Raw genomic sequence first — 12929 nt, 5'->3', positions numbered from 1 at the left:
GTAAATGTTGTAATCGGCCAGTAAAGGAGTCGTATCTGCAATGACCAAGGTACTTGTAGTGGATGATGAGATTAGTATCTCAAGCGCAGTCGCTTATGCGCTGCGAAGAGAAGGACATACGGTGGAGACGGCAGGGGATGGGCAGGAAGCGCTGGAGCGTGTGGAATCGTTTGATCCTGATGTGATGGTGCTCGATGTTATGATGCCGAAGCTTAGCGGGTACGATGTTTGTCGCAAGCTCGAGGATCGGCAGCGTCCTGCCATTCTGCTCTTGACGGTGAAGGACGATATTGTGGATAAGGTGCTCGGGCTGGAGCTTGGTGCGGATGATTATATGACAAAACCCTTTGACATGCGGGAGATCATCGCCAGGGTAAAGGCATTGTCCCGAAGAAGCCGCACCCCTGAGACAGTTGGGCAGCAAGCCCCGGAACAGCATGTCATCCGAATATCCGGGCTTACCATTAACCTGTTGAATCGCACCATTCATGCTGAAGGCAAACCTCTTGAGCTCACACCGAAGGAGTTTGACCTTATGGCTCTTCTGGCTCGGAATCCGGAACGGGTATATTCGCGCGAGGCCTTGCTTGAACAGGTATGGGATATGGATTTTGCCGGCGGCACGCGTACGGTGGATATTCACGTCCAGAGATTGCGCAAGAAGCTGGGAAACCAGCACGAAGTGATCCAAACCGTTTATGGCATTGGGTATAAAAGCACGGAGATTTCATCATGAGCAAAAGAAAGGTCCGTTTCGGCTTAAAGTGGAAAGTCGCACTTCTTCTCGCCTTGCTGTTGATCGCCGTTGTTGTTGTTCTTAGCACATTGGTTCTTGCTGGGATACGGGAGGATCAGCGGGTGCGCCTGGAGCAATCCTTCGCCCATGAAGCCGAAGCGGCCAATCTCAGGGTTCATCAGGAATTTTTGACGAATCCTCAAACCCAGCCGGATGATTTTATGGAAAATGTCGGTCAACGGCTAGCGGTTGATCTTGGAACCCAGAGCGGCATGCCGGTGACCCTGTATAAGCTGGATGGTACATTCACAGGGACTTCCCTTCCGTTTCAGCCGAAAATGGATGTACAAGACGCACTTGCACACACAGCGCAAGGGCGTTCCGCCTACATTACCGAGGGGGACCAGCTGCTCTATCTCGCTCCGCTTCGGAATATGGATAAACCGATCGGAACGATTCAATTCCACGCATCGCTAGCTGAGCAGCATGCTTTCTATGATCGGATCCAGAACCTGTTTATCGTGACGGGTCTTGCCGTATTGGCCGCGGGCTTCTTAATCGGTTTTCTATACGTCTGGCGGCAGGTTCATGTCATCAGCAGATTGAACCAGGCTGCGCAGAAGATTGGCGAAGGAGTCTATCTTAGCGAGCCGACGGTTAAGCGAAATGATGAGCTCGGTGAGCTGGCGCAAGGCATATATGAGATGAGCGGGCGAATTTCCTCCTCGGTGAGCCAGCTCACGGAGGAGAAGCTGAAGCTGCTGGATGCCATCGAACGGCTGCAGGAGCTGGAACAGCAGCAGAAGCAGTTTATCGGGAATATCAGCCATGAATTGAAAACGCCGCTGACTTCCATACTGGCCTATGCGGATTTGCTTGAAATGTATCGCGATGATCCAGCCCTGCTTGAGGAAGCCAGGGGACAGATCAGCAAGGAAGCACAGCGTCTGTATCGATTGGTGGAGAAGGCGCTTCAGTTATCGTCCATGGATATTTACGAATTCGAAACCCATGCGGAGCACGTAGAGCTTCTGCCGATTCTGCAAGAGGCGGCAGCCCGACTGGAAGCTAAGGCAGAGCAAACTAACATTGCGATTCAGCCCTCCCTAACGGATGGTAAGGTATGGGCCGATCCGGAGAATCTGATGCACATGGTTCTGAATCTGTTGGATAACGGAATTAAATACAATCGGCCCGGAGGAACTGTCACGCTCTCGAACGAAGTGAAGCAGGATGAGCATGGCCATGATCGGATGATCATCAAGGTAAGTGATACCGGAATCGGAATCCCGGACGATGCCAGAGAACGGATCTTCGATCCGTTTTATACGGTGAGCAGCGACCGCTCCAGGGTTCACGGAGGAACTGGCTTAGGGTTATCTCTGGTACGCAATCTGGCGGAGAAACAGCATGGTTCCGTTCAGCTTGCGGAATCGGGTCCCGGCGGTTCTACGTTTGTGATTGTCCTGCCGATGAATCGGCCACAATCGACAGAGGTTATTTCGACAGAAGAAAGTTCAGACTTGGAATAAGGTCTGGGCTTTCTTTTTTCAAGCTTATCTATTTGTTTACAAGTTCGTTACAAGCTCGATATCGTATCGAGATATTCGCATTCTATACTGAGTTCAACAGGGAAACATGAGGTATGCTAAGACGAAAACTGCAGCTACCGAAGCTCCTTGGGGGAAATGCATAGGAGGAAACCTGTTATGAAACATAGATTTGGGAAGCATGGGGTCAAGTTGCTGTCTGTTATTGCTGTGGCTGCAGCCCTTGCGGCCTGCCAGTCCCAGGATCGGTTGACGATCGTGGAGCCAGGCAACAGTGCAACCGGCCAGCCTCCCGTATCGAATGCTGGAGAGACGGCATCGGGGGAGCGCAAACTCACGGTTGTAGAAGGGGCGAGTGGGCAATCCAGTCAGGAAGTGGTCGTGAATCAGACGCACCGGATCGCCTCGTCCAACATTGAGGCATGGCTGTCGGAGGATGAGGTCAAGGTGCTAACAACCAAGCTGATCAAGGAAGCGACCGAAACGGAAGAACCGCAATATGCTTATACCACCGAAGCAGTGAACGTAAGTACAGGTGAGCGGCGTGAGCTCACGAAGCATGAAGAGTCGCATCCAGGCGAACAGCTTGTCAAAGAAGAGATCTCGCCAGACGGTAAATATAGCTTTATTCAGAAATGGAGGGATAAGTACACGGCTGACAATTTCCTGAAGGATTTGAGTACTGGCAAGAGTATCCCGGTTAAGGGTGACAATTACATGGAGATTGGGGGATGGCTGGATTCCGACACCTATGTTCTCGCAGCAGGCTCCATGAGCGGCAAAGGCGATATTCGACTCATTTCCACGGACGGCACTTATACCACCATAGCCATTGAGGATGAGGATGTTGAATTTTACAACCAATTCGGAGCGAGTAAGGGCCGGATCTATTATACCGATGTGAACCAGGTGCTGAAGGTCGTTGAACCCGGACAGTCGAAGCCGATACATCTCATTGAAAATGTATGGAACTTTGCGATTTCTCCGGACAGCGAGTACATTGCCGTTGCGACAGCGACCAACACAGGAGGGGACGAGAGCAGCAAACTGCTGATCTATGACGCTGCCGGAAGTTTGCAAGGTTCACTTATCGGAAAAGGCAATCTGATCTCGTACTTGTCCTGGTCGCCGGATTCCGCCAGAATAGCCTTCGATGTGTATTCGGAGAATGAGAGCGGGATGAACGGAGTGTACGTATTTGATACTTCTTCGGGGAAGGTAAGCTGGATGGCGCCCTATTATTCTGCAGTGCATCCTGCCGCCCATCCTGTCTATCCTCTGACTTGGAGCCCATCTGGAAAAAGACTGGGAATTACGATTGATGATAAAGAAGCTTTAATTGCGACGTATGTGATGGATTTTAAATAGGTTTATATCGAGCTTCATCATATTACTCATCGACTTAGTGATGTTGGTGAGACAACGAGAGGAATGGATAAAATGAAATCATTAAAAAAATCAATCGTGGCAGTTGCTGTGCTGGGAATGACGTTAACGGGAGCCGCGGGCGTCTATGCGGGGGCAAACCTGGAGAAAATCTCGGCTTACCTGAATCACAGCATCGGTATCAAAGTGGATGGAACCGTATATAACACGGGCAAAAAATTGACACCGATCACATATCAAAACACAACGTACTTGCCGGTTCGCGCGATTGCTGATGTACTGGATGTACCCGTGCAATACGATGCGAAGAATCATCAGGTGCTGATCGGAAGTAATCCTGGAAACGGTCAGACGATCGAGCTGATCAACGTGAAATACAGCGATGCACAACTAAAAGAGATCAAAAGCGCATTCGCCAAATTCGATGGTTTCCAAACACCGTACGCTCCAAGTCAGATGATAAAAGGCGATGTGTATCAGAAGACGGGTGCAACGGGAGATGGCGTTAACATGCTGTTCAAACATATGACGGTATATATCTCCCCAAGAGACTACTCTCATGGATATGACAGCAAACCGGTAACTTTGTCCAACGGGACCAAAGCAAAATGGTATACACCGGATGATACGCCCATGCTTGGATTTCAGATCAATGACCGCTTCTTGACGATCAGCTCTCCGGATCATTCCTTAAGCAAAGCACAGCTGGAGAAGGTTGCCGTAAGTGCTGCCCTTTTGAAATAAATATAGAGACAAAAGATCATAGAGATATGGTTTAGATATGAAAAAGGTGAATAGAGGTTCTTACGAGGAAGCTTGCAGGGGGATAGGAATGCCCTGTGGGCTTTTTCGTTATGAGAGGCTAACGAGGGAGTATTTCCTGGGCAATCGATCTGGAAATCGATGGGGTCTTGTGAAATGAATGGAGAGTTCCTGAGCTGTAAATGTATGGGTATAGAGGCTGGTAATGTGTATCGAAACTCATAAATAAAATAGACTCATTTCGTGGCAGAATAGTTTTTGTTTACATTGATTTTATAGCAAGTTTACGCATAATAGATACTAAGGGAGATGATTCCACTTTGATTGATAAGAATATTAGCACTACAGTTGCAGGAGATTTGATTGTTACTCATCTGATAGGGAAGATAAACACTGATGACGTTATTGAATGGTTTAATGGTTTTGAAAAGTCATGTCAGCAGTTTATTGGTGAGGGTCTGAAATACAAATTATTGGTAGATAGAAAAGGATATACCCCAAACCACTTCTCCGTTCAAAAAGCATGGAAAGATAAGTTCTTCAATGAAACCATTCTGAATCACAGCAAGGCAATTGCGTTTCTTCTTGAAGAAGGGGAGATCATGAATTACTTACAGCAATCCAACACAAAAGAATCCGTTAAATTTTTTGATAATTATGAACAAGCATTCAAGTGGTTAAACAACTATCCAAGATAAGAACTTTACTGAACCAGTTGCTCTCAACAACTGGTTTTCTTATGCCCGCAGCTTTACTGTTGTTGTGAAATTGACGTACTTGCAAGCTTCTAATATCTTGTTTGCAACAATATTAATGAAAGAGCTAAAAAAAGAAGCAGCATGATCGCTGCTCCTTCCCAAATCTATTAATTACGCTGCAATAATAGGTATCCGCTAATGTTGGATGTTCTTTGGCGGAATACGATTTTGAAACCTACATCATGATCCAGTAAGCAGGCTAAGGCGGTTCTTAACAGTGCATTCGGCGTCAAATCAGCTCGGCAGGGAGAAGCATTGCCAATGACACGGGCAGCAACGATTCTACGCGCGGAGCCCGTAACAAGAGGGTTTCTTGACCAGCTGATTAATACTAAATCCGGTTGAGGAACAGCAGTGACACGACCCATTCGATTCACCTCTTTTATTATAGTAGAGCCAGTATATTAAATGATAAGCTGATGAGAAGTGTGCAAAGCAAAAGGCGGAGTTTTACAAAATTAGGGTTGCAACCTACACTGACGAAAGGGGATATGTAATGTGAATCCTATGAAAATGAAGGACTTCTCCTATCGTTAACAGACTATCGTTGGTTATTCGTTTGAAGATGGTGGCTGTGATAGAGGATTATAGTTGATTGGATTGGATGTATTTTGGAAGAGTTTATCTAAAGTCGTTTAAATCCGGGAATATCCCAACTCCATATGGTATTATTTGGTTTAGTGTTTGCTCGCTTGGGAGGACAATGATATGGACATAGAGTTAATGCCGGTCAATCGAAAGAACTGGGAAGAAGCATTGGCACTGCAGGTTTTGGACCAATAGCAGGGGTTTGTGCCAGCGGTAGCTGTATCTCTAGCCAAGATCTACATCAAACCGGATGGTGAACAAGTAGAATACATTCCTTTTGCGATATATGACGGGAACCGAATGGTCGGATTTATCATGCATGCTTATGAAGTGAATACAGCCGATGGTTATTGGATCAACGGTTTTTTAATGATGCAAAAGAACAGGGCAAAGGATATGGCAGAGCAGCTTTACTCCAGATGATTACATGGATCCAAGGCCAATTTCCGCAATGTAAAGAAATACGCCTGACCGTACATAAGGATAACCAAATAGCGAAAACTTTGTACAGCAATCTAGGTTTTGTGGAAACGGGAATCTGGTTTGGCAATGAGGAAGTTATGAAGCTGAATGTTCAATTAAACCTACAAGTAAAGAGAAAGGGGAGTGACCAATTGTCACAGATTAACATCAATCAAAGCAGTCCTGAAGAAGCGCATTCGGTACGGACGAACCTAATCAAATTTAATGCACAGCATATCGCAGAAGATTTACAGCAGAATTATGAGGAGATCAACTTACATATAAAAGATGAGAATGGTGATATCGTAGGCGGGATCAATAGCGTGTTTTGCTGGAATTGGATTGAGGTCGATATTCTGTGGGTGGATGATCGATTCCGGGGGCGGGGCTACGGCTCGAGATTATTACAGGAGATCGAGAGGATAGCCGGAGAAAAGAAATGCACCTTCATCAAGCTTAATACTTTCAGCTTTCAAGCGCCGGAATTCTACCGAAAACATGGATTTCAAGAGATTGCTTGCATTGAAGATGCCCCAAGGGGTCATCAGCATTATTACTTACTGAAAAGATTGGTCTAGGAAAGTTAAGTCCTAGTCAAGGGAGAGAGGTTATAAATAATGGGAGAGGTGCAGCAGCATATCCATCCGGTATATTCATTAGTTAAAGCAGAGCCTGTCCTATATTCCAGGTATTTTGCAACATATCGGAAGAATGTTTGGTTCAGACCGAGTTGGAAGCATGTGCAGCAGATGATGGCGGATGCGGACGACTGCTACTGGATCATGTCTGGCGGTATAAGAATAGCAGGAATATCAATATCGGAGAATACGCTGGGATCCCTGTTTGTTATTCCGCCCTTTGGTTTTTCGCAACCGATTGCAGCTTATTTGAAGAAATATATCTTGGAGAATATAACTGGAATCACCAGAATACATGCGTACAACGTTCTACCTGAACATATGGCAGCATTCGCGGCAGAAGGCTTTAAACCCGAGCAATCAAGAAAATGCATGATTCGGCCCACAGCGGATACACACAACCCCTTACTTGTCGATCAATTTAAGTGTGAACAACCAGAACCAGATGAATTGGTGCAATTATCCCGACTAATGATGGATGCCTATCGTAATTGTATTGATGACCGTGATAGTGAGGCGTTTACTCAGGATATACTTTATTATTTTGAGAATAATTCAATTGATATTCTATTAGATGCTTCTTCAACTATAGTCGATCAACAATCCAATGAAATTGTGGGCTGGGGTTCTTACCAGGAGATGAACTGACGAGCATGATCTATACCAACGAATAAAACCAACAACCATCGAAGGAGCATAACATGATTAGACTGCAACCAGTTGATAAGGATAATTGGACCGAATGCATTAAACTGAAAGCGAAACCGGAGCAAGAAGGCTTTATTGCCTCCAATCTGTATTCGATTGCCCAGTTTCAATTTCTTGAACATTTTAAAGCGATGGCTATTTATGATGAGCAGACGATGGTCGGATTCGCGTTGTATGGCTTGGACTCCGATGACGGGAACTATTGGATGTACCGTTTCATGATCGACGGGCATTATCAAGGGAAGGGATATGGTAAAGAAGCACTTCGAATCATAATCGAAGAAATCCGTAACAAACCTGACCGGACGGATGTCCTTATGATAAGTTTTGATCCGAAGAACGAACGGGCCAGGCAGCTTTACATCAAAGCGGGTTTTGAGGAAATCGGCGTCATGCCGTGGTCGGAGGGTGAATCCGTAGCGAAGCTGATGCTGTGAACCCTTGGCCTATACGTATGTGGAGAGGATTATGCTGATATGAAAATCATAGTGACTGGCGGCGCCATCATCCGGGATCATCAAGGGCGAATATTGCTCCAGCGACGCTCGGACTATGGCAACTGGGGGCTTCCCGGTGGCGGTATGGAGGTCGGAGAATCCGTGGAAGAGACGATGAGACGGGAAGTGCTCGAAGAAACGGGGCTGGTCGTCCGCGATAGTGAACTTTATGCGGTCTATAGCGGACTCAGAATGCAGTATCGATATCCGGACGGAAATGAAGTCGTGTTTGTGATGTTTATTTTTAACGCCACGGTGGATTTGGAAGGGGAGACAGAGGAACAAGGCAGGGTACTTATTCATCACGATGTGAACAACGAGTCGTTGCAGTTGGAATTCAAGGAATTGCATGAGATTGAAATAGAGGATATTAGCTCCGTTCAAAGGCCGGTATTTGAGGATCTGCGCAGCGGGACGACAAGCATTTTAAGAACTTGAAGTAACTAGTGCCATGACAAAAGGGAGTGCAAACTGTATCCAACAGTTGTGCACTCCCTTTGTTAACTTAACTAGAACTTGGGTTCATACCATATGGCTTGGGTAAAGTCCTGGAACTTATCAGAGTAATAATACATAACTTCAATGTTGTTATTGTCGCCGGTTGCTTTTTGACCCTTGCTTCGGATAATGGGGATGAATTCTGCATAGTATGCGCCATTCAAGGAGATTCGAACAGGCTGCTTAGGGTTGCTCAACTGCTCGTAAGTATAATAGGATGGCTCCCCGTTCACGTTGATCTGCAAGTCGATTTTCTCCGTAGCCTTCAAGGCCAGATAGAATTCCGGCAGGGCATCGCGATTCACCAAAGCAAAGTCAGAAACCGGACTTTGTCCGTGTCCTGATGGGGAACCCGCATAGATAAAGTTTCTTGTGCCATTCGGAATAAGATCATCCGGCGATGGTTCCCGGACATAGTCGCTGCCACTATAATAGTCGTAAATTCGATGCAGGACAACTGCGGTTTCGGCTAACGTTACCTTTTGATTCGGGCGAAAATACCCTTTCGTATCGGGTTTCATGATGCCGGCCTCGTCAAAGCCGAGCAGTGCATAGGCTTTGACGTGATCGAGATCGGAGGCTAAGGAAAGCCCCCATCTTTTGTCTTGCATCAACCCGATTTCGGGCGCTAATGGCTGATAGGCATACTTCCATTTATCATAATGGTAGTAGGAATTGAAATGTCTTTTGGGAAGATCTTTAATCGCCCGCAGTCTCGCGATATCCTCACCGTCCGATAACTCCAAGGAATATCCAATATCATCGAACAGCGCATTCAGCGTAATCAACAAGTCCCAGCGTGTTAACACTTTCTCCGGCATATACTTGAAGGTTTCGTCGCCATAATTGATTTTGTCGGCGGCCGCAATTAATCCGTTCGGCGCTGAAGGTATGCTGCCGTAGACATCCTTAAAGATCTGGTAGGAGGGGTGTCCCTTAGGCACGCCGGGAATGTTGATATTCTTATCGCTTTCGACCCGTAAATCGGTAAACAACCGATGAACCATGAGGGTAAGATCAGATTTGGTCACCATCTTGCCTAAGGTATTTGTTCGATTCTCCATGTTCTTAAAAACCCCATGGGATCTCAGGAAATCAACGGATTCCGTAGCCCAAGCATATTTGGATTGACTGGATTCCGCCGCGCTTGCCATGGTTGTCATGCACAACGATAGAATAAGAGTTAAAGATAATAATCGACGCCACCTTTTTAGAAACATTTGAATCCTCCTGTATGTATCTATGTATTGGATTAATATTCCTCCATTGTAGTCGACAAATTATGACAAGAGCAATTGTTTTTTCTGAATGTTTACCTATGGATTGGGAGTTAGCCTGCGCCCGTTTCAGTTTTTTGAACGTCTCGAATGAGGAGCGAATATCGGGGAGATCGAAAGATAAAGGTATGATTTAGACGAAAATTTTTTAAATGTAACCGTTGACATTACGGAACAAAATGGTAATATTTTAAGTCATTAGATATAGCGGTTGATTTCAGTACCTATCGGCTTGTACAAGATCGTGTAACAACAGGTTTCTGCCATCTTGGATGGTGAATGCAATGCAGCTTATCACGGAGGAGGTAATGCATGGGGATTGATTGGTATGACATGATCGCACGAAGGAATGGCGGCTACAAAGGAAGAGCGGTGTGTACCGTAGTCGGGAGATCGGCGGAAGAGGTGTTTGAGGAGCGGTTAGTGGAGATGCTGCCGCAGTTTCATTCGGTGCTGGATGCAGGCTGCGGGCATGGCGAGTTCACGCTCCGGATGTCCAGGCATGCTGAGAACATCATTGGATTTGACAACTCCGAGGAGATGATCCGAATCTCCCAATCCTTACTCGAGAGCAGCGGAACCCGGAATGTGGAATTTGTGTATGCCACAACGAAGACCGAGATGCCTTTTCAAGACGCTCAGTTTGATCTCATCTATGACCGCAGAGGGCCCACCTCAATCCTCGAACATCCCAGGATATTAGCTTCAGGCGGCACCGTCATCGGGATCCATACGGATGTGACTGACGTTCGAAGGCGATTGTCGGAGAATGGCTACATGAATGTCGAGATTGAAGAGTATAATGAAGCGATTACTTACTTCCCGAATGCCCACGAATTTGCATTAAATCTGTCGGATACGCCAGGGAATCCCGATTTCACCTTGCCGGAGATGAAGGGAGAGCTGGACGCCAAGATACGAGAGAATCAGATCGACGGACAGCTTGGGGTTCGTGAACATAAATACATCTGGAAAGCGATGAAGGCGTGACATCAAATCGTTTATCATACCCAAAAAGGAGTGTTGCGATATGGATCATGAGTTCAACCGGAAGTGGCTGGAGGAAAAATTTGAAAACATCCGCAGCCGTACCTTAAAAGTGCTGGTGCAGTTAAACGATGAGCAAGTCAATTGGCGGCCCAACCATTCCAGTCTGAGCATATCGACGTTGATCAGGCACATCGAAGGCAACATCCAAGAGCGGGTCATGAAGGGGATTCTGCATCAAGATGTTACGCGGAACCGGGAGGAAGAGTTGGCACAGGTTTTTGTCAGCCGGGACGATCTGATTCAGATCGTGAAGAATCGGTTTCAGTTCCTGATCGATACGGTAAAATCTATGCCTGGCGAGGACTTTGAACAGGTTCAATCGGTACGCGGAAAAGAACGCAGCAACCTCGACATACTGCATCAATGCGCCACGCATTATTCGGAGCACATGGGTCAGATTTTTTACATCGCGAAGCAGTGTTTGGCGGTTCAATATAAATCCACATCGATCTAATAAAGTAAGTCCCCCTTAGATGGCGCTTTCAGCGATCAAGGGGGACTTTTTATTTTACGGTTGACCAGGAGAAGGGACCTGGTGAGTTTCTTTTTTCTGCATAATGCTCGTCAGCGGCTCGGGCTTCTGATATGTGATCGATTTATTGATTCCCGCATCCAACTGTCCGTTATTGAACTGGACACCTATAAGATGCGTGCCGGAAGGCGATGAAATACCCAAAGCGCGTCCGTTGGTGGAGGTTCCGTTCAGGCCCTGATTGTTGCCCGGCGTGAAGACGGCCAGCAGTTGAGAAGGTGAGAGCTTATCTCCGTAGGCGACGTTATAGTTGGCAAGGAACTGCTCCATACTCAGGTCATAACAGCAGGGCTGCTTCTTGATCCAGATCACCTTGGTTTCATTTGGGCGGATGATGGTTTCGGTGCTGAAGCGATCCTTTGTAATGGTCCAGCGATTGGACTTGGATTTATCGAATGGGAGGGCAGGGTCGTAATAGTAGTAGATTTGATATCCTTCCAGGTCGATTTCCCGGTCATTCGGGTTGTAGATCTCCACATAATTGTAATTTCCTTGCTCGTTCGAGTTAGCGACCACTTCAGTGATGTGCAGAGCCGTGGTCAAGGGCAGCCTAGGAACCGTTTCTTCGGTGGTTTTGTTGGATTTTTGCAGGGTACCTTCCATCAGGACGGGATAATGATCGCTAGGGTATTGGCCATCTTCATTGTAGTTGATAATCTCACTGTGCAGGACATTCCAGCCCTGGCTGTGCAGAATCCAGTCGATCCGGTTTCCGCTGCCGCCGCCGGTAGGGTCCTTGTAATTATGGAAGGTTCCCAAGTCATCGTTGGTTCGCTTCTTGGCGGTGACATGTGCATCCGACAACCCGTTGCTTGCAAAAATCGAATACGTATCGCTTCCCGGAACAGTATTGAAATCGCCGGTCACAACTATGGGGATATCCGAGGCAAAGGCCTTCATCTTATCAACGATGAGGGCGGCGCTCTTCTGCCGGGAAACCTCGGATTGGTGGTCCAGATGCGTGTTGACCATATAAAAGGTTTTGCCATTCTGAAGATCCTGAAATCGAACCCAGGTTGCCATCCGCGGAATCTGGTTACCCCAGCTGGCGGAGCTGATCGTCTGCGGCGTATCAGACAGCCAGAAGTGAGACTGCTCCAAAGGCTTCAGCCGCTCCGTATTATAAAAAATCGCCATGTACTCCCCTAAGTTCCCGCCTTCACGTCCGACTCCAATCCGATCATATCCTGGCAGATCGTTCTCCAGATCGACGATTTGCCGGTGAAGTCCTTCCTGCGTCCCGATGACGTCCGGTTTATGCTCCAGAATCAGGTTCTTCGTAACAGGGCGGCGGTTCTCCCAAGGTTGACTGTCATTGGCGGCATAACGCAGGTTGAAGCTCATCACGCGTAAAGGTCCCGACGATACTTCAGCCGCGCTTGCCAGTTCGCCGGAAGCGGATAGCGGCGCCGTCGTCAGAAATGTAAGCATCATGAACAGGCTGGTGATTTTGGGGATTCTCATTAAAATTCCTCCTTCGTCATGTG

The 12929-nt window shown here is 47.0% G+C and carries 13 protein-coding genes and 1 pseudogene; 12 read left to right on the top strand and 2 right to left on the bottom strand.

Annotation, left to right across the window (positions count from 1 at the left end; genetic code table 11):
- The first annotated feature begins 40 nt into the window (after nucleotides 1-40).
- From J7E85_RS04495 to J7E85_RS04450, 10 genes and pseudogenes are all read left to right on the top strand, one after another.
- A complete protein-coding gene (locus J7E85_RS04495; protein WP_215155430.1) occupies nucleotides 41-736 on the top strand; it encodes a response regulator transcription factor in 696 nt (231 codons plus the stop codon).
- The gene (locus J7E85_RS04490; protein WP_215155428.1) at nucleotides 733-2268 is read left to right on the top strand and encodes a sensor histidine kinase; all 1536 of its coding nucleotides are present in this window, start codon (nucleotides 733-735) and stop codon (nucleotides 2266-2268) included. The genes J7E85_RS04495 and J7E85_RS04490 overlap by 4 nt, the downstream gene beginning before the upstream one ends.
- Nucleotides 2269-2445: 177 nt before the next feature.
- Entirely contained in the window at nucleotides 2446-3654 is a 1209-nt protein-coding gene (locus J7E85_RS04485; protein ID WP_215155426.1) for a WD40 repeat domain-containing protein, read from the top strand.
- Between the two features lie 72 nt (nucleotides 3655-3726).
- Entirely contained in the window at nucleotides 3727-4416 is a 690-nt protein-coding gene (locus tag J7E85_RS04480; RefSeq protein ID WP_215155419.1) for a stalk domain-containing protein, read from the top strand.
- A gap of 248 nt (nucleotides 4417-4664) precedes the next feature.
- Complete coding sequence (locus J7E85_RS04475; protein WP_215155638.1) at nucleotides 4665-5132, top strand: SpoIIAA family protein; 468 nt, start codon at nucleotides 4665-4667, stop codon at nucleotides 5130-5132.
- 768 nt (nucleotides 5133-5900) lie between these two features.
- Nucleotides 5901-6349 (top strand): annotated as a pseudogene (locus J7E85_RS04470) (GNAT family N-acetyltransferase); the annotation flags it as partial.
- Nucleotides 6341-6820: a GNAT family N-acetyltransferase gene (locus J7E85_RS04465; RefSeq protein WP_215155636.1), complete on the top strand. Its 480-nt coding sequence runs from the start codon at nucleotides 6341-6343 to the stop codon at nucleotides 6818-6820. The pseudogene J7E85_RS04470 and the gene J7E85_RS04465, both read left to right, overlap by 9 nt.
- 39 nt (nucleotides 6821-6859) lie before the next feature.
- On the top strand, nucleotides 6860-7528 hold the full coding sequence (locus J7E85_RS04460; RefSeq protein WP_215155418.1) for a hypothetical protein: 669 nt from the start codon (nucleotides 6860-6862) through the stop codon (nucleotides 7526-7528).
- A gap of 53 nt (nucleotides 7529-7581) precedes the next feature.
- Entirely contained in the window at nucleotides 7582-8025 is a 444-nt protein-coding gene (locus J7E85_RS04455) for a GNAT family N-acetyltransferase (protein WP_215155416.1), read from the top strand.
- 39 nt (nucleotides 8026-8064) lie between these two features.
- Nucleotides 8065-8523, top strand: coding sequence for an NUDIX domain-containing protein (locus J7E85_RS04450; protein WP_215155414.1), 459 nt, complete (start codon nucleotides 8065-8067; stop codon nucleotides 8521-8523).
- Between the two features lie 71 nt (nucleotides 8524-8594).
- Here J7E85_RS04450 and J7E85_RS04445 read toward each other — a convergent pair whose 3' ends face one another.
- Nucleotides 8595-9803 carry an S-layer homology domain-containing protein gene (locus J7E85_RS04445; RefSeq protein WP_215155412.1) on the bottom strand — a complete coding sequence of 403 codons (1209 nt, stop codon included), beginning with the start codon at nucleotides 9801-9803 and terminating at the stop codon, nucleotides 8595-8597.
- Nucleotides 9804-10172: 369 nt separating this feature from the next.
- Between J7E85_RS04445 and J7E85_RS04440 the strand changes: the two genes are divergently transcribed.
- Both J7E85_RS04440 and J7E85_RS04435 read left to right on the top strand, forming a co-directional pair.
- Nucleotides 10173-10850 (top strand): class I SAM-dependent methyltransferase, encoded by a 678-nt coding sequence (locus J7E85_RS04440; RefSeq protein ID WP_215155410.1) that lies wholly within the window; start codon nucleotides 10173-10175, stop codon nucleotides 10848-10850.
- Nucleotides 10851-10890: 40 nt separating this feature from the next.
- Complete coding sequence (locus J7E85_RS04435; protein WP_215155408.1) at nucleotides 10891-11364, top strand: DinB family protein; 474 nt, start codon at nucleotides 10891-10893, stop codon at nucleotides 11362-11364.
- A gap of 54 nt (nucleotides 11365-11418) precedes the next feature.
- Here J7E85_RS04435 and J7E85_RS04430 read toward each other — a convergent pair whose 3' ends face one another.
- The gene (locus J7E85_RS04430; protein WP_215155406.1) at nucleotides 11419-12906 is read right to left on the bottom strand and encodes an endonuclease/exonuclease/phosphatase family protein; all 1488 of its coding nucleotides are present in this window, start codon (nucleotides 12904-12906) and stop codon (nucleotides 11419-11421) included.
- Nucleotides 12907-12929 lie beyond the last annotated feature (23 nt).

The sequence above is a fragment of the Paenibacillus sp. ISL-20 genome, from assembly GCF_018613005.1.
Taxonomy (GTDB): Bacteria; Bacillota; Bacilli; order Paenibacillales; family Paenibacillaceae; genus Paenibacillus_AQ.
The sequence above is the reverse complement of the archived record's forward strand: the minus strand, read 5'-3'. Positions and strand labels throughout refer to the sequence as shown.